This is a genomic window from Gluconobacter sp. P5E10, from assembly GCF_018812145.1.
GTDB classification, from domain to species: domain Bacteria; phylum Pseudomonadota; class Alphaproteobacteria; order Acetobacterales; family Acetobacteraceae; genus Gluconobacter; species Gluconobacter cerinus.
In genome coordinates, this window is the sequence record NZ_JACRVZ010000001.1 from 192,259 (window position 1) to 214,441 (window position 22,183).

Here is a 22,183-nt window from a genome sequence, read left to right on the forward strand (position 1 = left end):
GCAGTTTGCCTCCGTTTTTGTATGAAACGCGGCTGAAAAGGCCTATTCGGCAACATCCATTTCAGGGACGATCGACTCACTTCTGATCCAGGGTGGGCCGTCCATATTCAGAACGTGTGGGATTTGAGACAAGGGAACGGCTTTTGAAAAATGCCAGCCTTGCAGGAAGTCACATCCCATCAGACGCAGCTCTTCTGCTTGCTCAGCTGTTTCTACGCCTTCAGCCACAACAACACGGTTCATGCTGTGAACAATATCGATAACACCTTGGATAATGGCCGTATCGATGCCGCGTTCCGTAACGCCTGAGGTAAAGACGCGGTCGATCTTGATATGATCGAACGTCACGGTTCGGAGATGGGTGAGAGACGCAAAGCCGGTTCCGAAGTCATCCAGTGAAATCTGGACGCCGGCGCGATTGAGTTTCTTGAGTTCGTCCAGAATATGCTGGTTGTGCTGGCCGAAGAGAATTTTTTCCGTAATCTCGATTGTTAGTTTTTCAGCCGGGACAGCATATTTCTTCATTTCACGGAAAAGCCGTTCCGTAAAATTATGATCCCGAAAATCATCTGACGTTACGTTGATGGAAATGCGGTCAAAAGGAATCTTGTGTTGCAGCAGATACCGGATGTCCGTGAGAGCCTGTCGCAGCACGAAATTCCCAATTGCAATACTAAGCTCCGCATCGTCGAAAGCATCATAAAAATATTGCGGGCTGAGAAGACCGCGCTCTGGATGATCCCACCGTAAGAGAGCCTCGAAGGAGGGAGGGCGTTCCTGATTTAAAGGGAGGACCAGCTGATAGAAAAGTTTGAACTGCTTCTTTTTCAACGCGGCCTGCATGGCTGTCCGTAGCCGCGACCGACGCTCCGTTTTTTCTTTCATGAAAGGAGCATATTTTTTGATTCTATTGCGGCCGTCTGCTTTGGCTTCGTAAAGTGCAAGGTCTGCACAGCGTAGAATTTCGCGTTTCCGACTGTCATTCAGTTTTGAGACGGCATATCCCAGACTGGCGCTGCACAGATGCGTCAAACTGCCGCTGCGAAACCGAAATCGCATGGCTTCAAGAATTTTCTGAAGCTTGATTTCAAAGATCTGTGGATCGTTTGACACCATGATGATGGCAAATTCGTCGCCACCAATGCGTGCGATGAAACAGTCGGTCGACTGAAAGGTCTTCAGGCGACCTGCAATTTTTTTCAGCAGGCGATCACCGGACTCATGGCCCGATGTATCATTAATGATCTTGAACGTATCGATATCGAGCAGGCAAAGGCAGAAATGCCGGTTGTCCGGATGTTCCTGTGCGAAAAGGACCTTCAGATACTGTGAAAATGATGTGCGGTTGGAGATATTGGTCAGGAAGTCAGTGTTGACGGCTTCCTGCAATTTCAGCCGGTTTGCTGTCAGGCGTTGTTCGGCACGTTTACGGGCGGTGATGTCAAAGCGGATTGCCACATAATTGATGACTTTCCCTTTTTCATTGCATCGGGGAACAATAGTCGTATCGACCCAGTATAATTTTCCGTTCTTCTTTTTATTGCAGATCTCACCGTGCCAAACGCCACCCTGCGCGATGGTGCGGTACATCTTCTGGAAAAAACTGGAATCATGAACGCCTGAATGAAGCATTCGATGATCTTGCCCAATCAGTTCAGCCCTGGAATAGCCACTGATTTCTACGAATTTTTCATTAACGGAAAGAATTTTTCCTTTAGTATTCGTTACGGCAACAATAGCCGAGCAATCAAGAGCATGGAGAACAAAGGAATCGTGAGAACTTTCGGACCATGCCTGAAGTGATTCAAGATAAGTTCCGAAATTCTGTTCCTGAAAAGTGTTCACTAAGCCTGTCCCGCTTGACCATAAATCCGAGTGTCGCGAGAAAACACTAAAAAAATACTAACAACGTTCTTTTGTGTGGGTATATCTGAAAGATAATATCACAAAAAGACCTTTTTTCAGGTCATAAGCGTTAAGGCAAAAGCGTTCTGTTCGCCAGAAATAGCTTTCTGGGAAATACAGAAGGGCTTTAGCGCACGGTATTTCATGGATTTGCTGAATTTATCCTCAGCAGAGGAGACACCGAAAAGGTGTCAGATCTGTCGTCCGGCTGGTGAGACGCCGAACGACAGAATATCGGATTGGGAATATCCGGAGTGTTTAAAAAGAGCCTTCCCAACCGCCCCCTAGAGCGCGGTAAAGATGTGTCATTGAAACGGAAACGCCTGCTCTTGCCTCGGAAAGGGCGCTGCGTGTTGCGAGAAGCGCGTTTTGTGCGGTGAGAACGTTCAGGAAGTCGCCTGCACCCTGACTGTATTGTAGCTGCGCAATGTAAACGGCCGTTTCGTTCTCGGTAACGCTTTCTTCAAGCCGTTTTTGCCGGTCCTGAGCTGTACTGAGGTCCGTCATGGCATCGTCAATTTCCTCCCATGCGCGGAGGATTGTACGCTGCAGAGCAATGGCAGCTTCTTTCTGCTGGGCCTTGCGAAGGTGCAACTGTCCTGTCAGACGGCCGCCCTCAAAAAGGGGCAATGTCATGGTTGGGCCAAAGCCGTACTGACGCGACGCCCATGATCCAAGTCCGCTGAACTGGAGTGCCTGAATATCCAGGCTGCCAGACAATGTGATGCGCGGGTAGAAGTCTGCAATCGCCACACCGATACTTGCCGTTGCAGCATGCAGGCGTTCTTTGGCCGCGCGAATATCCGGTCTCCGGTCCGCGAGTTGAGATGGGAGGCCCGTTGGAATGTTGGTTGGGACGGGCGGAATGATACCAGGTTTGTTCAGTGTACTGGCCAAGGCACCGGGTTCACGTGCCACAAGGAAACTGAGGGCATTGATCAGATGCACGCTCTGGCTTTTCAGAGGAGGCAGACGGGCTTCGAAGCTGTGCATCTGTCCACGGGAATAGGCGACATCCAGTTTGGTGGCAGTTCCCTGTGTAAAGCGCAGCGTTGTCAGGTCCACGCTATGATGGGCAATGTCGATGCTCTGCTGGGTAATGGCGATCTGTGCCTGCACATTGCGGAGCGCAATATAGTCCTGTGCGGTCTCCGCCATGAGGGAGACAAGCACGTTGCGCTGCATGTCTTCCGTTGCATGCATGGCCGCTGTGGCAGCTTCAACCTGCCGCCTGACATGCCCCCAGAAATCAACTTCCCAAGAGGCACTCAAGCCGTACTGGGGAAGGTTGAACGAGGGATTGCCCTTCGCGCCATCAGCGGCGGCTGGGCCAAATCCCTGCGCACCACTGGCAATATCGCCGGGACTGGCCTGCTCGGTTGTTCCCAGAAGTCCAAGGATACCGTTGGTGCTGGCGCGCTCCCGTGCGTAGGACGCTGCTCCATCCAGGCGGGGCATTTGTGCGGCACTGGCAATCCGTCGTTCTGCGGTGCTTTCAGCCAGATTCAGGGCTGCTGTTCGCAGATCAAGGTTGTTGCGAGCCACGTCAGCTTCAAGCTGTGTCAGCACCGGGTCGTTGTAGAGACGCCACCATTGTGGATCGAGTGCAGCCTGCGTCGGATGATCCGCGGCCGGTGTAACGCTCTGGTGGTATTGCGCGGGCGCGTGATCTGGTGGGGCGTGATAGTCCGGACCGACCGTACACGCAGTCAGGGCCGTGACGGACAGCAGGGCCGTAACCTGAGAAAAGAAAGAAAGGCGCATGGGGTGTCTCACTGCCAGGCGTAACGGTTGTCGCGGGCGTGGGGCCCCTCAGGCTGTGAGGCTGTGTCGACTTCCGCTTCAACAGACATGCCGACACGGACCTTGGCCGCGAGAGGCTGACCTGCATCGAATGTGAGTTTGACCGGGACGCGCTGGACCACCTTCGTAAAGTTGCCTGTTGCATTATCGGGCTGGATTGCCGCAAAGGCCACGCCAGTCGCAGGAGCCAGACTGTCCACGTGGGCATGGAGAGGATGACCGGGGAAGGTATCGACCCAGATGGTTGCCCGCTGACCTGTTTGCATTTTGGTCAGTTGGGTTTCCTGGAAGTTGGCGAGGACATAAGCTTTCTGTACCGGCACGACAGCCAGCAGGCCTGTGCCAGGATGCACATAGGCACCCACGCGGACGCCACGCTCACCGATAATGCCATCGACTGGGGCGGGAATGGTGCAATAAGACAGATTAAGTTCGGCCTGATGTTCTGTGCTCTGTGTCTTGAGGAGAGCGCCTTGAGCACGCTGGATTTGTGCCTGAAGAACGGGAATTTGTTGTTTCGCGCTGTCCACGCCTGCTTTGTCGCGCGCGATGGCCGCCATGGCTTCACGAAGACGGGCGTCCGCGCCCTGTTGCTGCTCCAGAGTACTGGCCCCCCCGACAGACAGATTGTGGTAGCGCGTTGCATTCTGCTGGGCGAAGACAAGGCTGGCCTCGTCGGCTTTGACGGTATCGGATGCGGCGGCGATCAGGCTGTCCTGCCTTGCGAGGGCTGCCTGTAGATTACCAATTTCGCCTTCGGCTGCGGCTACATCGCCCTTGGCTGCTGCAAGGGCTGCGCGATAGTCATCGTCTTCAATGTGGGCGAGTTCTTCCCCCGCGTGCACGTATTCGTTGTCTTCCGCTAGAACGCGATCAATACGGCCGGACACCTTCGGCGCGACGGCTGTGAAGTCGGCCGTGACGTAAGCATCATTGGTCTTCTGGTGCACGCCATCACCCACGAAAAAGCGATCGGCGCTCCAGGCCAGTCCGGCCAGCACCACGACGGCACACCCTGCGAGAAGAAGAGGCTTTCCATAAATCATGTCTGAGAGATCCGGATCTTAATGGGCGGGGGCGGAGAGGGGAGCCGCCGGCACAGAGGTGGGAGCGGGTGCAGGTTTGGGGGCCGGCCCTTTGCCGGGCGGATAAACGCGTTTGGGCAGGATAATGGCCAGAACGACGTAAGCTGCGCACAGCACTGCAATCACGAGGTATATGTCTGCCAGAGCAAGCACGACGGACTGTTCATGCACGTAGGTGTGGAAGATTTGCAGCGCATTGCGTGAGACATGCGCACTGTCAGGTGAGCTGTTCTGGATGGCGTTTTCGATCGGATTTCCCATGCCTGACAATGCCGTCGCATTGTTGCCGGAACGGTCGAGCAGCATGTTGGAATGGTATTGCTCACGCCGTCTGAGGAGGATTTCGAACAAGGCCGCAGCAACAGCGTTCGCCATGCCCTTGAGCATATTCACCATGCCGGAAATGAACGGTCCATCTGCCGGTCCGAGAGACATCGTGGCCAGCATCAGGACGGGAATGACCACCATGGGCTGCCCCACGATCTGGAGTCCCTGCAGAAGATAGAAATTATCACGTACCCAGTCCGGTGTGAGCCACGTTCCAAGGAACGCAGCCAGCCCGAGGCAGCTCATGCCAATGCCGAGCAGATAGCGGCAGTCCACTGAACGCATGTTGCAAAGAGCCGCCGTCAGCGGAAGCATGATGAGCTGTGGCAGGGCAACCATGAGCGCAATAGGTGCCGTCTGCGATGGGCGATACCCCCGGACTTCTGCCAGATAGGTGGATGGAACCTCCATCATGAGGCCACAGATCACCAGGACACCCACAAGCGTGAGCATCGACATGGCGATGTTACGGTTCTTCCAGTACTGGAGCCGGAAAAATGGTGTGTGATGGTGCCATTCGTGGAACAGGAAGCCCAGAAACAGGGCGCCTCCCCAGAATGTCAGATGGGAAATAATGGGAGAGCGGAACCAGTCCAGCCGGTCTCCCTGATAGAGAACCGTCACGACGCAGAGAATGGACGGCACACCAATGAAGAACCCGCGCCAGTTGAACTTCATGAAACGTTCGAGGTGTACGGGGTCTTTGGGAAGACCATAGGCCATCATCGCAATGGCTATCGCACTGAGAGGGATGACTTCCCAATACAGCCAGTGCCAGCCGAAATGCTCAAACCATAAGGCTTCCAATGGGCCACCCAGATTAGGGCCAAAGGTCGCACTCATGGCGTAACCCCCAATACCAAACACCTTGATGGGCGGCGGCAGGTATTTGAGCATGACCGTCATCAGGACAGGCGGCAGACATCCTGCGCTCAGGCCTTGTGCCGCGCGCAGAAAACACAGGGAAATCATGTCCGGCATGAACGGCAGCGGAATGGACAGCAGGGCAAGCACTGCCGTCATGAAGATCGAAAAACGGTAGATCGAGAACGTCATGTAAAACCATGGCGTGAAGGCCATGGCGGCGATGTTGAAGGCTTCGTAGGTCGAGATGAACCAGGTGCCTTCATCATGGCCGATATGCATGGCGCCACGGATGTCCGACAGGCCGATTTCGGTGATGTGTTCGTTGAAACCCGCAACATGAACGGCCAGCAGCATGCCAAGGCACCCGATCAGGGTGCGCATCCCGAAGGGCGGCATGTAAGAGGGTTGCGCGGGTGGCGCTGCGGTTTGTGAAGGTAATGCCATCAGCTGCTCTCTTGGTGTCTGAGCGCATCTATCGAGGCATGGCAGGCGCAGAAAACCCTCACTTCAGGTAAGTGAGGATTCCACTTTTCGGAAGAGTGAGCGAGAAGTCTTTCATTTCTGTATGTTGGACCGCATCGTTCCTGTTTATGCTCACAGGAACGTTTGCCGTTACACGCAGGAAGGATGTCGCATGTCAGACAAGCAGCCTCTCGGACGCCGTTATGATCTGGATCTCCTGCGTTACCTTCAGGTGCTGGTGGAGGAGCAGAGCGTCTCCCTTGCAGCGCGCCGTCTCAAGGTGAGTGAGCCCGCCATGAGCCGGCATCTCGCGCGTTTGAGAACCGTGTTTGGGGATCCGATTCTTGTCATGTCAGGGCGACGTATGGTGGCGACGGCCTTCGCGAACCGTATTCGGGATCGTGTGCAGACGCTCGTTCGGGAAGCGGATGACCTGCTCAACGATGGCGCCACGCTGAACCTGAAAGCCATGTCCCCGAAGTTTACCATCCGGGCGAATGATATTGTGGTGGGAGCATTCGGGCGCCCCATTCTTCAGGCGCTGCAAAAGGAGTGTCCTGACTGCCGGATCGTGTTCTCGCCGGAATCGGAAGGGACAGCCAGTGAAGCTCTGCGTGGGAACAAGATTGATCTTTATATCGGCGCGACGGATGAACTGAGTCCGGAAATCATGCGCCAAACCCTGTTTGAAACGTCGTTTAGTGCGCTGGTCCGGAAAGGCCATCCTATCCTGAAGGATAAGATAACGCCCCAGTCTCTGGCCGCGTACGACCATGTGAGTGTGTCCAGAAAAGGCCGCTCGAACGGACCGATCGATGCGATCTTGAAGGAACGCTATGGGTTGTCACGCCGGATTGCGATGGTTGTGCCGACCTATCATTCTCTGATCGCTGCCATTGGCGAAACTGATCTCATTCTGCCGTTGCCCAGAACGGTTATTGAGCGTTTCCCGCTTGAACGCATGGGGTTGGACAGCTTCGAATTTCCGTTCGAACTGCCGCCCGTTCGGCCTTTTCAGGCCTGGCATCCACGCGTTGACATGGACCAGTTGCACCGCTGGCTGCGTGAAACCGTGCATCATGCCGTGCGGCAGGAACTGTGGCGAATTCGCACTGTGTGAGATGTGTTTGAAGAATATTTTATATTATTGTTGAGAATCATTTGCATTCGCACTCGTTCTGAGGAAGATAGCGCCAGTTTCGGCATGCAGATGTGATGTGCATGGTCTTGGAGGAATGCATTTCCCGAATAAGCCGTCCGCTTGAATGCGGTGATGGCGGCGGGATCGTTCCGGGTGATCAAGGCTGGCGACTGTTTCGTCTGTGTGCTGTCGGCCAATCAGTTCAGGTGGTTTCATGCCTTCGAAAAACGAACATCTCAGCCCGCGATCTCTGACAGATAGCCTGATTTCCACCGAGGCAGGTCAATCCTCCACCGTCAAATGGCAGAAACTGGCGCTTCTGGCTCTGGGGGCCGGGCTGGGCGTGACGGAAACCGGAGAGGCAGACGCCCAGGATGCCGGGGCTGCCAACGATGCGGCTTCCGTCAGTCTTCCTGCTGTTAAAGTTCACGGACAGACCGACACGGCTGCACCGGAACCGACCAATACGAACAACACCACACTCGATATAGGGCGTATGCCAGATACCGTTCGGGAAACGCCTCAGATCATCAGCGTTGTTCCTAAGGCGTTGATCGAACAGCAGCGTCTGTTCACGCTGGATCAGGCTCTGGCGAATGTTCCGGGCATCACCATGTCTACCGGTGAGGGGAACGGCGGCCTGAATGGCGATCAGTTCCGTATTCGTGGCCAGCAGGCCCGCGGCGACATTTACGAAGATGGTTTGCGGGATTTCGGCACCTATGTGCGTGACACGTTCAACACCGAAAGTGTTGAAGTGGTCAAAGGCCCAAGCGGCGAGTATTTCGGTGCGGGCAACGTGGGCGGTGTGATCAACCAGACGCTAAAAAAGGCGCATCTTGGAAATCACTACGCGCTCGATCAGTCCATCGGAAGCGGGATGCAGTATCGTGGGTCCGCAGACGTTAATTACCAGCTTGGCAAACATACTGCTCTTCGCGTGAACGGCATGTACAACAAGCAGGACGTGACAGACCGGAATAATGTTCGGTCAGACCGTTATGGCGTGGCGGCAGATCTTGGTTTTGGTTTGGGAACGAAAACCACGTATCACCTGAACTATCAGTGGCTTGGCAGCCGCGGAACACCGGATTACGGTGTGCCGATGATCCAGATTGGCAATACGTACACGCCAATTACCGAACATGGATTGAACCGAAACACGACATATACGCGCAATTTTGACCGGGATAATTCCAATATCCACATGGTCACGTCGAAATTCGCAACTGAAATTGCAAAGTGGCTGACACTCAGCAACGACACGCGTTTCAGCCATTATCATCGTGATTACGCAGCGACCAATCCCAGTGCCTGTTCCGGCACCTGTGCTTCCAGTTTTCTTGCCGGCGGAAATCCGTCTTTGGCCTATGGTGCAGGCGGTGGTGCTGCTTACCAGCAGGATGGCTGGGGCATTCAGAACGTTATGATGACGCGTTCGAAATTTGACACGTGGTTCCTGAAGCATGATCTGCGGGCGGGTGTGGATATCAACTACACCAAGGACGATCGGATCATGGGCACGTATGTGAACCGGACGAACAACCAGACCATCCGCAACCCGTACTACTCTTCGCCGGGCACATATATCACCTGGCCATCCAGTGGGCATCGGACCGCAGATTTCCGTGATCTGGGCCTGTTCCTGGCTGATAAAATTCACCTCACCAAGAAACTGTCCATTTTCGGAACGTTCCGCTGGGATAGCTATAAGAGCACGTACTGGAGTGCTGCGGCTGCCTCTTCTGGTACACAGGCGCAGAGCTCCAACAAGTTCAGTCCGTCTGCCAGCATCATGTATGACATTACCAAAGACGCGACCGTCTATTTTACGTTTGCCCGCTCTTACAAGCCTGTCGGAACGGATGTGTCTTCCCAGATCACCAATCAGGCCAGCGTCGGCGACGTTGCGGTCAACGGGCGTGATCTGAAGCCGCAGCGCAGTGATCTGTTTGAAGTTGGAAGCAAACTGGATTTCTTCAACAAGCGCCTTGGTGTGACGGGAGCTCTGTTTCAGATCAACCAGAACAACTCTTACACGTATGATGACGATGGCAGCATCATCACGGGTTTCCAGGATGCTGGAACAGGCCGCCGGATCCGCGGTGTTGAGCTGAGTGCGACCGGCAAGATCACGCAGGCTTGGGATATCTATGCCACCTACGCATATATGGGCGGCAAAGTGACGAACAGCGCTACGATGTATGGCAATCAGGCGCCCCAGCTTCCGCACAATACGTTCTCGGTCTGGAGCACCTACAACCTGTCGCATCTGGTGCTGAGAGCAGGTCAGGGTACGCTGAAGGCTGGCGGTGGTGCACAGTACAGCTCCGGCTATTGGGCTAATGAGGCCAATACGGCGCGCATGCCTTACAACTTCTCGCTGAACGGCATCGTGTCCTACGACTACGGCCGTTATCATGTGCAGTTTAATGCCAATAATCTGACTAACCATCTGAATTATGGTTCAGCGTTCAGCTCCAGCCGCGCTGTTCCGATGTCAGGGCGGACGTTCATGGGAAGCTTTGGCCTCAATTTCTGAAGCGAGCTTCAGACAGAACTGTTTGCAGCCCTTCCGGTCATTGGCCGGGAGGGTTTTTATGGTGAGTATCGGTGAAATATCATGGCGTCGTGCGGACAGCCCGTTGGTCCAGATTTTGAAAACGAAATGCCAGTGGTGAGTTGCCCTCCGCAGGTACAGGCCCAATTACTTTTGGGCCAAATGCATGTGGACAGGGGATGGCTAGCCGAGGCTTTTCCATATTTTGAAGCCGCTGCACGGAGTGGTCATCCGGTTGCCGTGAATATGCTTGGTCGCGCGTATGAAAGAGGGTGGGGCGTCCCGCGTAACCCTGCTCAGGCCGCCGCATATTTTGAGACAGCCGCCGCCCGCGGAGAAACGTGGGCCATGTTCAATCTGGCGGATCTTCTGCTGCTGGGAGACGGGGTTCCAAAGAACCGCGCGCGCGCCTATCGGCTCTATGTATCGTCTGCCGAAAAAGGCAATGTGAAAGCTCTCAACATGTTGGGGCTCTTGCACGAAGACGGCATCAGCGGGGTGCCCGATCCGGAAGGCGCGAAAGTTTTCTTTCAGGCCGCATCGGAAGGAGGGGACTGCTGGGCAGACCTTAATCTCGCACGTCTTGCGCTGGCACAGCAGGATGTCCCTGTTGCGGTATCCTGTTTCCAGAGGGCTTTGCAATCCGGTTTCCCGGATGTTTCCCAGGCTATTATTGGTCTGATTGGGCTTAGTGAAAATTCTGCTTTGCATGCCGTGAAAGCACAGGCCATCCGGCAGCTTGCACAGAAAGAGCCGCCCCGCATTGTCTCCACCACATTCGATCAGCTTTCGTCCGGCGAAAGATTATGTGCGGAGTAGCGGCGTCTGCATTGGGCTTACAAATTCATACACTTCTGTCGCAGCGCGGGACGGGCAAGCGATGTCATATGATCGGGCTATCAAAACCTTGTTCATGGAGACGTGCGTCTTGAGACCTGTTTTCCAATACTGTCGACGTCCGGTATGGCGCCTGCTGGCCGCGATATTTCCGATCATGCTGGCTCTGGGGATCGTGCAGTCTGCAAAGGCTGCCTCCATTGCAGGCCTGCCTCCGGTTGCTCCTGTCATATCTTGTGAAATGCTTGGAAAAACGGATCTGGCACCCTTTGTCGGTGCGTCTGTTGATCATCAGGTTGCGGTCGTTCTGGAAACGCCAAAAGGCAAGTTCTGCAAGGTTACCGGGCAGATCGCTCCGACCATTTCCTTTGAATTTGACCTGCCCATGGAACACTGGACGCAGCGGTTTCTGCTGGGCGGTTGCGGTGGCCTGTGTGGCATGACGCGCGTCGGTGTCAGCAATGCTGGCGCCTGCGCTCCCGCCTTGAATGGTGAATTTGTCATGGCCGGGGATGATCTGGGTCACACTGGTCCCATGATGGGATTACAACAGGGCTTCTTCGGCAAAAACCCGCAGAAGCGGATCGATTTTGCATATCGCGCCAATCATCTGACGACGGTTGCAGCCAAGGCGCTGACGAAAGCGTTTTACGGACAGGCCCCGAAGTATTCCTATTTTGTAGGCTGTTCGGATGGCGGACGCGAAGCTCTTATGGAAGCCCAGCGCTTTCCGGATGATTTTGACGGGATTTCCGCCGGAGCTCCGGCCGCACTCTTCACGGTGCAGAACTCATTTTACCACGCGTGGAATGTCCGTGGGAACCAGCGCGCTGATGGCACGAACATCCTGCTACAGGATCGTGTTTCTATTCTGCATGATGCGGTTGTTAAGCACTGCCCGACATTATCGGGAGTTGCGGACGGTATTCTGGAAGAGCCGAGAGCCTGTCATTTCGATCCTGCGTGGGTGCGGTGTCCGGCCGGTCAGGCCAATACGTCCCCTTGCCTGACAGCAGAGGAAACACAGGCAGCCCTCCGGATCTATAGTGGTGCAACCGACGCTTCCGGACGGTCCTATATTCTGCACGGGCCATTCCCCGGTTCTGAAACGCAGTGGGCGCTGCCTTCGTCCCCAACGGGCGAGAGCATGAGCAATGGAATTGCCGCGTCTGCCATTGCCTATGCCATTTCACCAGAGGTGAACGAAAAGGCCACGGATCTGACGCTGTTCCAGTTCGATCATGCGACGTTCGACGTCATGAACGAACTGGCACCGCTCTATAATGCCGAGAATACGAACCTTCATCCGTTTCAGCGCCGCGGCGGCCATCTGATCCTTTGGCATGGACTGGCCGATCAATCGATTTCCCCCGTCAACACGATTGCCTATTATCAGGGCGTACAGAAGGAAATGGGACGTACCCTGACGGACCGTTTCCTGCGTTTCTATCTGCTGCCGGGTGTTGGGCATTGTGGAAATGGTGACGGCTTCCCGCAGGTGGACTTCCTGTCTCCGCTGATGGCGTGGACGGAAACCGGGACTGCACCAAACGCGATCCTGACGGAAAAAATCGCACAGTCCGATATGCCCATGGGAAAGGCGGGAAGCGCAGGGAAAGCCGGGGGCGGTCAGATCCATGCAGCGGTGATGCCCAGTCAACCATATGCCCGGCCCAATGGTACACCCACTGCCAGCCGACCGGTTTATCCTTACCCGTTTATCGCCCGCTATACGGGGCGTGGCGATGTGAATTCCGCTGCGAATTACCATCCTGTGAAGACATCTGTCGCCCTGCCAATGATGTTTGACAGTTATTCCAACTCCCTGATCGGGCCCGATAATCAGAAGGATTACACGGTGCGCGACGGGAAGCTGGCCGTACAGGAGCATACTCATGGATGATAAACTGAATGCTGTTCTGGATCTCTATTATGAGCGGATCCTGAAAGAACGGCAGGAGCATGCGGACGGGATTTCCCGCCCCGCGTCCGAGCGTTTCATGGCGGTAGGTCCGCAGACCGGGCAACTGATCAACATTCTGGCGCGCAACCTCAAGGCACCGACGATCCTCGAACTGGGAACGTCTTTTGGATATTCCACCCTGTGGTTGGCGGAAGCGGCACGCCGGACGGGCGGTCGTGTCATCACCATGGAACTGGAACGGGAGAAGGTTGCCTTCGCCAGAGACATGGCTGCGCGTGCCGGTGTGGAAGAGCACATTGAGTATCGTATCGGGGATGCGGTTGAGATGATTTCAGAGTTGAAGGACGGCATTGATTTCGTCCTCCTAGATCTCTGGAAGGATCTCTATGTGCCGTGCCTTGAAGCCCTGATACCGCATCTGCGGTCAGGCGCCGTTCTGGTCGCGGATAATATGGTTATTCCGGGCGGTGAAGACGCTCGGCGCTACCAGGAATTCGTTCGCTCACAGCCGGGGATCTTGAGTGTTCCGCTCTCCGTCGGGACCGGGCTGGAAGTCAGCCGTTTTCTGCCCGGCTGAATTTTTCATTCTCTAACAGGGCGTGTGTGTCCTTTTCTGGAAAGCTCAATGTTCAGAACTTTCATGAACCGTTACGGAACCCCACTGACGACAGGATTTTTCCTGATTTCGGCCATTACCGGGGTGGCACTTTTCTTCCATTGGGGCCCCGGAGCTTTCCATCCGATGCATGAATGGCTGAGCATGGTCCTGCTCGTGCCGTTCGCGCTGCATCTGATCAAGAACTGGACGTCACTCGTCAATTACGCCCGGCGCGGAACACTCTACATTCCGCTTCTGCTGGCGCTGGCTTCAACAGCCTATTTCTTCCTGCCGCAATCGTCCTCAGGCCATGCTGGCAACAAGCAGGTTGCCTTCATGCTGGTACCGTTGGTGACGCAGGCGCCCCTGTCTCAGGTCGCTCCGCTCGCGCATATGGATGGGGGAATGCTGGCCCATAAGCTCTCTGCGCATGGCCTGACGGTGACATCTGAAGACCAGTCGATTGCGCAGATTGCTGAGGCGAATGGCAAGAACACCAACGATGTTTTGGCCATGGCGTTTCAGAGTGGTGGCCATGGACATCAGCATGGCCCATTAGAACACGACCATCACGAGCATTGATAAACGTTGGATTGCCCCGTTCAGAAAACGGGGCAATCCAGCTTAAAGCTCAGCCCATTGCCGCAGAAGGTTGTGGTAGGTTGAGGTCAGACCCAGAACCGCTGGGTGATCATCGGGAAGGGCCTTGCGGGTCTCGATGATGGAGCGGTCAAAATCGTACATAAGAGCGCGCTTTGTATCGTCGCGGATCATGGATTGCGACCAGAAGAACGATGCCCAACGGCTCCCGCGCGTAATGCGGTTAACGCTGTGCAGGCTGGTAGACGGATAGACTACCATGTCGCCCGCCGGGAGTTTGACGTTCTGATTGCCATAGGTGTCCTGGATGACGAGTTCGCCACCGTCGTAATCTTCTGGGGAAGACAGAAATAGTGTGGAGGAAACGTCCGTCCGGATGCGGAAACCAGCGCCTGGAATAGGGCGGATGGCATTATCAACATGTGCGTTAAAATGCATTCCGGTATCGTATCGGTTGAAAAGTGGTGGATAAACCCGCAGGGGCAGGGCCGCGCTATTAAAAGTTGGGTTGCGCCCTAAAGCTCTCAGAACAATTTCTCCAAGCTCACGGCATACTTCTGAATCCTGCGGGATCTGAAGGTTTAACTTTGCCTTTGCAGACTGTTCTCCCGCTGTAACACGCCCATCTGTCCACTGCGCCGTCTCAAGTTGGTCGCGGCAATAGCGTACCTCTTCAGGAGACAGGACATTCGGAATGTGGATCAGCATGGGTGTGGTCTTCCTAAGACGGGTCTTGGGGCTTTTTTCAAAGCAGCTGAGAATCCTGCTTGTAATTAAGAATGACTCTCATTATCGTTCTTTAAAGCTCTTTGCAGACTAGTGCAATCCATGTGGCGCGTGTTGCCCGGATTGTGCGCGGCGACTGTCGGTTTGTTGCAAGGACATCGTGTTTCAACCTCGAGACAGGAGGGCGCAGCGTGTCGCCCCGACAGGCACAGTAATGTCTCTTACCTTCTCCCCCTGGCAGATGTTTCTTGGCGCCGGGCCGGTTGTCCGTTGCGTCATGACGCTTCTGGCGGCGGCATCCGTCGTCACATGGACGATCTTCATTGCCAAAACTGTTGAGCTGATCCGCTTGCGGGCGCAGCTCAAAAAATCAGAAACGGCGCTGGAAGACGCAGACACACTGCATCTGGGAGAAGAATGGACGCGCGATGGTGCGGGTATCGCTCATGCCATGGTGCTAGCCGCAGAAGCGGAGCGCCGCCGCTCGGAAGATATTCCTGCCGATCGTGACGGCATCAAGGAGCGGATTGTCCTGCATCTTGAGCGTCTGGAAGCTGCTGAAGGCCGTCGCCTGATGAGAGGGACTGGCGTGCTCGCCACGATTGGCGCGACGTCTCCCTTCATTGGGCTGTTCGGAACGGTATGGGGCATCATGTCGTCCTTCACGGGTATTGCCGCCGCTCATGCGACCAGCCTGGCCGTTGTTGCTCCTGGTATCGCCGAGGCCCTGCTGGCCACGGCGCTTGGTCTGGTCGCGGCTATTCCTGCTGTTGTGATCTACAATCATCTGGCCCGCCAGACGGCGGCCTGTCGCGCCTGTGTGGCGGATCTGACGTCACTTGTGATGCGTCTGGTTTCTCGTGATCTGGCCCGCGCGGCGCTTGCCGCAAGCGGCAATGTCGTCCGCTTCATGGCTGCTGCGGAGTAATCGCAGGCATGGCTATTCATATTCGTCATGCCGATGAGGCGGTCCTGGAAGCGCACGAAATCAACGTGACGCCCTTTATCGACGTCATGCTCGTTCTGCTCGTGATCTTCATGGTTGCTGCACCTCTAACGACGGTCAACGTCCCGGTTGATTTGCCATCTTCAACCGAAACACCCGCTCCCCGCCCGGACGAACCGGTTTTCCTGACCGTCAAGGCTGACCATACGTTGGCTCTGGGCGAAGATGCCGTCAGTTCGGATCAGCTTATTGATGCACTCGGCAAAGCCAGCAAAGGGAACAAGGAAGAGCGCATTTTTCTGCGGGCGGACAAGACCGTCGATTATGGAACGCTGATGGATGTGATGGGGCAGCTTCGGAAGGCCGGTTTCCTCAAGGTCGCGCTTGTCACGCTCCAGGGGCAGGAGGCTGGGGAAGGGCCGTGAGTTCTTCACCCGCGTCTCTCCCCACAACCTTCCGGGACTGGTATCAGTGGTATCAGCAGACCGAAGACCAGCGGAGTGTCCGTGTCTGGGGTCTGTCTGGTGCTGCCATGACTGTTCTGACAGGCATCGCACTCTGGTGGGCCGTGACACATGCGCCGCCACAGGTTGCGGCCCCAAGTGCTGCCCCCCCGCCTGCCATTGCAATTGACATGTCCCCCATGCCGACACCTGCGCCGGCTCCTCCACAGGATGTCGATCCCGGGCCGCAGCAGATGGTCACGCCGCCGGAACCGCAGCCGGATACGCCTCAGCAGGTGGATGCCCCGCCGTCTCCGGCACCGCATCCGCCCTTGCCTGTTCCAAAGGTGGAGAAGGTCAAGGTTCACAAGAAAACAGCAAAGAGCCTGCCTCAGCCGGTGAAACCGGTCCCGATGCAGGCTCCTGTTGCCGACAAGATGACAGCGCCGCCTGCTGCCGATAGTACGCCCTCCCAGAGCAGCAGCGCGGCGTCTGCGTCTCACGCGAGTCACTCCAGCAACGCACCCGTGACTTGGCAGGGCGATATTCTGGCGCGTCTCGAACGTTTCAAGCGTTACCCGGCAGACGCTCTGGCGCAGCATCAGGAAGGAACTCCTGTCCTGTTTTTCGTCATGGATCGACGTGGGCATGTTTTGTCTGCAAAAATCCGGAAAAGTGGTGGTTTTGCATTGCTGGATGAAGAAACATTAGCGGTTGTCCGGCGTGCAGAACCGTTCCCGCCGCCGCCGGAAGAGATTGCAGGGGCGACAGTTTCTCTCACTGTTCCTATCGAATTTTCGGTCGAGGACCAGTAAAGGGAAAAGCTGAAGGAATGCTCCAGTCAGATCGTGGCTGGAGATGACATCGAGGCTGGACGTCTCCAGTTTCCGTAAGCGTTAACGTCAATCAACGCACAGAACCGAACAGCCCCTGAGCTGTGCCGGGCCTGTGCGTCTGTCGTCATGCAGTCCTCAGACCCGTTGCTCAGGGTTAATTCAAGGATGAGAAGATGACCGTTACTGACCCCACAACTATTGCTCCTCCGGAAATCCGTCGCGTTATGCATGAGCTGAAACGCCGAGACCTGACCGTTGTGGACGTCGGGCGTGTAACGCCACACATGATCCGCATCACGCTTCAGGATGAGAGCCTTCGGGATTTTCCCAGCCTGTCACCGGATGATCACATCAAGATATTTGTCCCGCAGGGTGACGGTGACATGGCCCGTCGGGATTACACGCCGCGCGTGTTTGACCGCGCTGCTGGGACGCTGGTTCTGGATTTTGTGGACCATGATGGCGGACCGGCGGCGGACTGGGCCCGGAGCGCCAAGCCCGGTGATCATCTCGCCATTGGTGGCCCTAAAGGATCGCGCGTCATTACGGGAGATATTCGCAACTGGCTTCTGATTGGGGATGAAACCGCACTTCCAGCTATTGGCAGGCGCGTCGAGGAACTGGATGCCGGAACGCCGGTCACCACGCTGGCTGCGGTGACAGATGCCTCAGAGGAACAGTCCTTCAAAACGAAGGCGTCCTACACACCTGTCTGGGTTCATCGTCCAAGCGAACAGGCGCATGAGGCCGAGCCGTTCTTACGCGCCTTGAAAACCATTCAGATCGCGCCGCAGACATTCATCTGGGTTGCGGCTGAAGCATCCGTTGCACGCTCTATCCGAAGTGTTCTGGAAAACGAGCGTGGAATTTCGCCGCAGTGGATCAAGGCGTCCGGGTACTGGACGAAGGGCTGAAAATGGAAAAAGCCGCGTGTGTTGAACATGCGACTTTTTGTGCGGGCGTGCGTTACTGGAAGGGCAGATAGCGGAAGTCGAAGAAGATCTGACTCATACTGGTATGCGGATCGCCGCCAATGCCTTTCCAGATATCCCGCCGTGCGTACGCAAGTTGGGTGCCACCTTCAACTGTGCCAAAGCGGCCTTTGAAGAACCTCCACCAGGCACCGATCGTCGCCTCTGAAACGCCGCGTGTATTGGCGGAGCAGGTGAGGGACGAAAGCTCCTGTAGGCAGCCCGCATTTGAGTACAGCGGGTTGCCGTAGCCGTAAGACGACCCTTCACTGTTGAAATAGGCATGTCCCACGCGCTGTGTGCCAAAATATCCATACACATCAATATGCGGGTTGGGATGTGCAATCAGGCCTGCCTGCGCCTGAAGACCGAAGAGGGGCACCGGGTCCCCCTTGGCATTCAGTGTCGCGTCCGGAAGCAATACGGAGCCGTAGCGGTTGATGCCCCATCCCGCGAGGCCGGCCGCGCGGAACTCCAGCTTGCCTGAAATGATTGGCAAGATCAGCGATCCCCCTGCGCCACCCGCAATGGCGGTGTTGTTGTGGCCTGTATGATTGATGGTCACGCGATCATGCGGGAAATGCAGAATCCCTTCGACTTCGTAATGGCCCCAGCTGGGATCGTAAGCCAGTTTGCCAATCAGGTCTGGTGCGATTTCGTTTGAGAAGTTCGCTGTGTCATTCGTCAGGCCAACGCCGTTTTCGCCAATCGTGGCCGTGTTGCCGTTTGGAAGGGACACCGTGCCGTTGGTGTTCGTGAAGCCTGTGGTGTCATACAGGGTTGCCGGGTTTTCGATGGAGAAACCTGCCCAGAGGCGGTGGTCCATGAAATCCTTGACGACGCGCACCTGCCATTGGCGAGCCCATGTCTGACCCGCCAGCATGGAGGCTTCAATGGTTTCCGGAAGGCTTTCCTGACGGGCCACGATACCAATACGGCCGGGCGTCAGAAGGCTCCAGGCCTGTCCGCCAAGGAAATGCCAGCCAGCTTTGTTATCATCATAGGCCAGATAGGCCTGACGCATCCGGAACGCATAGCTGTTGCTTTCATACGGATCTGTCGTAACTGCACCAGCACCGAAATCGGATTCAAAGAAGCCTGAAATGGTCGCTTCGGAATTAATGTTGCCGCGTGCCAGGAGGGAGAGGCGGCTATAGCGGGCGCTCCCTTCGAAATTATTGGTGTGATACCGCGGTTCATTCGGATACGGCATGTCCTGCCAATAATTGAATGTGCCGGACGCGACATGGCGGTTCTCAAGAACGGCTGCCATGTCCACAAAGCCACCGAGCATGAGCGTGACAGGCCCAAGGTGAAACACACCATGATCGCCAACGGCACCAGCGGCCTGAGCGCCGATTGTTTCACGCGGATGTGGGCCGACACCATTTTCAGCGAAGCGCACCATGACATCTTCTGTCCGCTTCCCGACCACGGCCAGTTCAGATCCGGCGCCAGACTCAGTCACCCCGTGGTCGCGACGATCTCGTGCAACGCGGTCTCTTGAGTCTGATGAGGGGAGAGCGCGGGAAGCGTGTCCTTCAGGCGAGTTGGCACTGGATGCGAATGTTGCTTCTGAAGCAAGTTCTGTTGGGTGCGGGGACGAATGGAGTTGTGGCGCGTGAGGTGCAACTCCATGAATGGCAGACCTCGAAGACGTGCCGCGAGCGACCAGTGTCGTGTTCGTCGTTGTCTTGTCTGCTGGCTGAGCCGTGTGATGATGCTTGGCCATCTCTGAGCGCAGCATGACAAGATCGCGATTGATCTCTTCCTGTTCCTGCTGAACATGTGCCTGCGCTTCCTGAAGGCGGTGCATCTCCTTTTCCATGCGAGACATCACATCGTCATCTGCGTGCGCCTGTGAATGAACTGCGAGCAGACCAAACGCTGTGCTCATCATCAGGAGCCCGCGGATAGAAAAAACAGTGCCGCAGGCCATGCGCAGAGGGAAACGGGACAACTACGTTCTCCATGTCAAAAGATGTCTGATCTATGACACGGAATCGTGATCTCAAGAGTTAAAAAAGGTTTCAGACTCATGGAAAATCCAGAGCTAGAGCAAAATTTGGGGGGATGTATAAGATTGGAATGTCTGAACATTCAGCTTCGTTCAAAACGCTGGGCACAAACAGAAAATTCCAGCTCTGAGACCGTACAGAGTACGATCAAAGCTGGATATCTGCGTCATTTCATTTTGAGAAATGTGCCTGTAAGCTTTTGAAAAGCTTGGTGTCCCGTACGGGATTCGAACCCGTGTTGCCGCCGTGAAAGGGCAGTGTCCTAGGCCTCTAGACGAACGGGACTGGAGGCGTGAGCGGGTGTATAAGGGGGTTCATTTGTGCCGTCAAGCACTTGAAACGTCAGAAATGAAAAAAGTTAGATTTTGTCGTTCCTGCCAGGTTTCCACCCTCAAATGCCCTGCCAGATGCAGCAGCGGCATCGTCCGATCTTCAAGCAAGGGGACAAATGGTTTGTCCCCCGCTCGGAAGACAAGTGCCTTCAGGCGTGTCCCGCCGTCTTCCCCTTGGAACATCACGCGCAGGGTGTTTCCGTCCTTACCAATGCGATCAGTCTTGACGCATCGCACATTGCTGATTGCCAGAACGGGCTCTTCATTGCCGGGTCCGAAGGGAGCCAACCGCCCAAGCTGAGCAGCGACTTCAAGCGAGGCTCCTCTGAGTGTGGTGAGGCCATCGATCCGTAATGCGTCCTGAACCGGAAGAGCGCGGGCTTCGGAAAGCGTGTTGTCCAGTAGTTCATGGAATGTGGCAGCATTACCGGCTTCTAGCGAGAAGCCGGCAGCCATGGCGTGGCCGCCACCTGTCAGAAGAAGCCCGGACTGTCTGGCAGCGATGATTGCAGCACCGATATCCAGTCCAGGCACCGAACGGGCAGATCCTTTGATAATTCCGTCCGCGAGAGCGCCGACCAAAGCCGGACGATTGAATCGCTCCTTTAGTCGCCCCGCAACAATGCCCACAACACCTGGGTGCCAGGTTTCACCATGCAGGAAGATCACCGCGTGATTGGCTTCGATCTGCTGTTCAGCCTGCTCCATAGCCTGAGCGAGAATGCCAGCTTCGACGCTCTGACGTTGCCGGTTCACGTTATCCAGCTCATCCGCAAGAGCGCGAGCTTCTACGACGTCTTCCGAAAGCAGAAGTCGCAAACCAAGATTGGCCTTGGCAATTCGGCCCCCCGCGTTAATGCGTGGCCCCAGAGCGAAGCCACAAGCCATCGCGCTGGCTTCTTCCTTCACGCCTGCCACAGAAGAAAGTGTGGCTAATCCCAGGCGCTCTCCACGCGCCATGACGCGCAAACCCTGCATGACGAGTGCACGGTTCAGCCCGGTAAGAGGCATGACGTCACAGATCGTGGCAAGGGCCGCGAGATCCAGACGCTTAAGAAGGTCAGGGGCAACGCGTCCATCCGTAAACCAGCCGTCTCGCCGAAGAAGACGGACGGTGGCGACCATGGTCAGGAAAGCGACGGCGGTTGCGCAGATTGCGCCGAGACCAGAGGTGCAGTCGAGGCGGTTCGGGTTAACGACAATGCCATTTGGCAGGATCGAACCATCCGGCTTGTGATGATCAAGGACAATGACGTCCGTTTGGCCGTGAAAGCCGTTCAGAATGTCGATCGCAGCAGTGCCGCAATCGATGCAGACGAGCAGGGTTGCACCCCCGGAAACCAGCTTTTCGAGTGCTGGTGTGTTGGGGCCGTAGCCCTCGGTCATGCGGTCTGGGATGTGTGTGCTGACGGTACAGCCAAGTTCCCGGAGCGTGTCACAGACGAGCGCTGTGCCGCAGGCGCCATCCACATCGTAGTCGCCAAAAAGGCCGATATGTTCATGGGTGCGGACGGCTTGAGCAAGTCTGTCAGCAGCTTTGTCCATATCCTGCAGGCAGGAAGGGTCAGGCATGAGATCCCGCAGACGCGGGTCCAGAAAGGAGGCTGCTTCCGTGGCTGTGACACCACGGGCAGTCAGGATACGGGCCAGAAGTTCCGGAATGGCTGCTCTTTGAGCCATTCCAAGGGCAAGGCGGTTATCCGCCTCTGCCAGACGTGGATCGCGCCAGATCCACCGACGGTTGCCTGCGCTGCGGGATACGCCGAGTACCAGGCCCGTATCGTCTTCTAACATGCTACTCC

At 55.9% G+C, this 22,183-nt stretch carries 17 protein-coding genes and 1 tRNA gene; 10 read left to right on the forward strand and 8 right to left on the reverse strand.

What is annotated here, in order from left to right; genetic code table 11:
• Window positions 1-42: 42 nt before the first annotated feature.
• The 4 genes from KP707_RS17110 to KP707_RS00785 form a co-directional block, all read right to left on the reverse strand.
• On the reverse strand, window positions 43-1,845 hold the full coding sequence (locus tag KP707_RS17110; protein ID WP_211499873.1) for a GGDEF domain-containing phosphodiesterase: 1,803 nt from the start codon (window positions 1,843-1,845) through the stop codon (window positions 43-45).
• Between the two features lie 318 nt (window positions 1,846-2,163).
• Entirely contained in the window at window positions 2,164-3,669 is a 1,506-nt protein-coding gene (locus tag KP707_RS00775) for an efflux transporter outer membrane subunit (protein WP_211501868.1), read from the reverse strand.
• Window positions 3,670-3,677: 8 nt separating this feature from the next.
• Window positions 3,678-4,754 carry an HlyD family secretion protein gene (locus KP707_RS00780; protein ID WP_211501869.1) on the reverse strand — a complete coding sequence of 359 codons (1,077 nt, stop codon included), beginning with the start codon at window positions 4,752-4,754 and terminating at the stop codon, window positions 3,678-3,680.
• Window positions 4,755-4,772: 18 nt separating this feature from the next.
• A complete protein-coding gene (locus KP707_RS00785) occupies window positions 4,773-6,431 on the reverse strand; it encodes an MFS transporter (protein WP_211499876.1) in 1,659 nt (552 codons plus the stop codon).
• 190 nt (window positions 6,432-6,621) lie between these two features.
• On the opposite strand from KP707_RS00785, the gene KP707_RS00790 reads away from it, so the two are divergent.
• From KP707_RS00790 to KP707_RS00815, 6 genes are all read left to right on the forward strand, one after another.
• Window positions 6,622-7,569, forward strand: a complete 948-nt coding sequence (locus tag KP707_RS00790) for a LysR substrate-binding domain-containing protein (protein ID WP_099210867.1) — start codon at window positions 6,622-6,624, stop codon at window positions 7,567-7,569.
• 235 nt (window positions 7,570-7,804) lie between these two features.
• Window positions 7,805-10,132: a TonB-dependent siderophore receptor gene (locus tag KP707_RS00795; protein WP_211501870.1), complete on the forward strand. Its 2,328-nt coding sequence runs from the start codon at window positions 7,805-7,807 to the stop codon at window positions 10,130-10,132.
• Window positions 10,133-10,213: 81 nt separating this feature from the next.
• Window positions 10,214-10,969 carry a tetratricopeptide repeat protein gene (locus KP707_RS00800; protein ID WP_211501871.1) on the forward strand — a complete coding sequence of 252 codons (756 nt, stop codon included), beginning with the start codon at window positions 10,214-10,216 and terminating at the stop codon, window positions 10,967-10,969.
• A gap of 109 nt (window positions 10,970-11,078) precedes the next feature.
• Window positions 11,079-12,890, forward strand: coding sequence for a tannase/feruloyl esterase family alpha/beta hydrolase (locus KP707_RS00805; RefSeq protein WP_249202710.1), 1,812 nt, complete (start codon window positions 11,079-11,081; stop codon window positions 12,888-12,890).
• The gene (locus tag KP707_RS00810) at window positions 12,883-13,488 is read left to right on the forward strand and encodes an O-methyltransferase (RefSeq protein WP_211501872.1); all 606 of its coding nucleotides are present in this window, start codon (window positions 12,883-12,885) and stop codon (window positions 13,486-13,488) included. Before KP707_RS00805 ends, KP707_RS00810 begins: the two co-directional genes overlap by 8 nt.
• Before the next feature lie 48 nt (window positions 13,489-13,536).
• On the forward strand, window positions 13,537-14,091 hold the full coding sequence (locus KP707_RS00815; RefSeq protein WP_211501873.1) for a hypothetical protein: 555 nt from the start codon (window positions 13,537-13,539) through the stop codon (window positions 14,089-14,091).
• Between the two features lie 42 nt (window positions 14,092-14,133).
• Here KP707_RS00815 and KP707_RS00820 read toward each other — a convergent pair whose 3' ends face one another.
• On the reverse strand, window positions 14,134-14,817 hold the full coding sequence (locus KP707_RS00820) for a Fe2+-dependent dioxygenase (protein WP_086633776.1): 684 nt from the start codon (window positions 14,815-14,817) through the stop codon (window positions 14,134-14,136).
• Between the two features lie 232 nt (window positions 14,818-15,049).
• Between KP707_RS00820 and exbB the strand changes: the two genes are divergently transcribed.
• The 4 genes from exbB (at window position 15,050) to KP707_RS00840 (ending at window position 17,974) form a co-directional block, all read left to right on the forward strand.
• Complete coding sequence (gene exbB / locus KP707_RS00825; RefSeq protein ID WP_046900085.1) at window positions 15,050-15,763, forward strand: tonB-system energizer ExbB; 714 nt, start codon at window positions 15,050-15,052, stop codon at window positions 15,761-15,763.
• An 8-nt stretch (window positions 15,764-15,771) separates the two neighbouring features.
• Complete coding sequence (exbD, locus tag KP707_RS00830) at window positions 15,772-16,206, forward strand: TonB system transport protein ExbD (protein ID WP_046900084.1); 435 nt, start codon at window positions 15,772-15,774, stop codon at window positions 16,204-16,206.
• Window positions 16,203-17,039 carry a TonB family protein gene (locus KP707_RS17115; RefSeq protein WP_211501874.1) on the forward strand — a complete coding sequence of 279 codons (837 nt, stop codon included), beginning with the start codon at window positions 16,203-16,205 and terminating at the stop codon, window positions 17,037-17,039. The genes exbD and KP707_RS17115 overlap by 4 nt, the downstream gene beginning before the upstream one ends.
• Window positions 17,040-17,233: 194 nt before the next feature.
• Entirely contained in the window at window positions 17,234-17,974 is a 741-nt protein-coding gene (locus KP707_RS00840) for a siderophore-interacting protein (protein WP_215751566.1), read from the forward strand.
• A gap of 52 nt (window positions 17,975-18,026) precedes the next feature.
• Here the strand turns inward: KP707_RS00840 and KP707_RS00845 are convergent, their stop codons facing one another.
• From KP707_RS00845 to recJ, 3 genes are all read right to left on the reverse strand, one after another.
• The gene (locus KP707_RS00845; RefSeq protein ID WP_373687768.1) at window positions 18,027-19,931 is read right to left on the reverse strand and encodes a hypothetical protein; all 1,905 of its coding nucleotides are present in this window, start codon (window positions 19,929-19,931) and stop codon (window positions 18,027-18,029) included.
• Window positions 19,932-20,258: 327 nt separating this feature from the next.
• Window positions 20,259-20,334: transfer RNA gene (locus KP707_RS00850), tRNA-Glu, on the reverse strand.
• 41 nt (window positions 20,335-20,375) lie between these two features.
• Complete coding sequence (recJ, locus tag KP707_RS00855; protein ID WP_211501876.1) at window positions 20,376-22,175, reverse strand: single-stranded-DNA-specific exonuclease RecJ; 1,800 nt, start codon at window positions 22,173-22,175, stop codon at window positions 20,376-20,378.
• Window positions 22,176-22,183 lie beyond the last annotated feature (8 nt).

What these genes read in the sequence shown, in the direction of transcription:
- KP707_RS00775 (WP_211501868.1), bottom strand. Translation starts at nt 3,669, where the DNA reads ATGCGCCTTTCTTTCTTTTCTCAGGTTACGGCCCTGCTGTCCGTCACG.
- KP707_RS00780 (WP_211501869.1), bottom strand. Translation starts at nt 4,754, where the DNA reads ATGATTTATGGAAAGCCTCTTCTTCTCGCAGGGTGTGCCGTCGTGGTG.
- KP707_RS00785 (WP_211499876.1), bottom strand. Translation starts at nt 6,431, where the DNA reads ATGGCATTACCTTCACAAACCGCAGCGCCACCCGCGCAACCCTCTTAC.
- KP707_RS00790 (WP_099210867.1), top strand. Translation starts at nt 6,622, where the DNA reads ATGTCAGACAAGCAGCCTCTCGGACGCCGTTATGATCTGGATCTCCTG.
- KP707_RS00795 (WP_211501870.1), top strand. Translation starts at nt 7,805, where the DNA reads ATGCCTTCGAAAAACGAACATCTCAGCCCGCGATCTCTGACAGATAGC.
- KP707_RS00800 (WP_211501871.1), top strand. Translation starts at nt 10,214, where the DNA reads ATGGCGTCGTGCGGACAGCCCGTTGGTCCAGATTTTGAAAACGAAATG.
- KP707_RS00810 (WP_211501872.1), top strand. Translation starts at nt 12,883, where the DNA reads ATGGATGATAAACTGAATGCTGTTCTGGATCTCTATTATGAGCGGATC.
- KP707_RS00815 (WP_211501873.1), top strand. Translation starts at nt 13,537, where the DNA reads ATGTTCAGAACTTTCATGAACCGTTACGGAACCCCACTGACGACAGGA.
- KP707_RS00820 (WP_086633776.1), bottom strand. Translation starts at nt 14,817, where the DNA reads ATGCTGATCCACATTCCGAATGTCCTGTCTCCTGAAGAGGTACGCTAT.
- exbB (WP_046900085.1), top strand. Translation starts at nt 15,050, where the DNA reads ATGTCTCTTACCTTCTCCCCCTGGCAGATGTTTCTTGGCGCCGGGCCG.
- exbD (WP_046900084.1), top strand. Translation starts at nt 15,772, where the DNA reads ATGGCTATTCATATTCGTCATGCCGATGAGGCGGTCCTGGAAGCGCAC.
- KP707_RS00840 (WP_215751566.1), top strand. Translation starts at nt 17,234, where the DNA reads ATGACCGTTACTGACCCCACAACTATTGCTCCTCCGGAAATCCGTCGC.
- KP707_RS00845 (WP_373687768.1), bottom strand. Translation starts at nt 19,931, where the DNA reads ATGATGAGCACAGCGTTTGGTCTGCTCGCAGTTCATTCACAGGCGCAC.
- recJ (WP_211501876.1), bottom strand. Translation starts at nt 22,175, where the DNA reads ATGTTAGAAGACGATACGGGCCTGGTACTCGGCGTATCCCGCAGCGCA.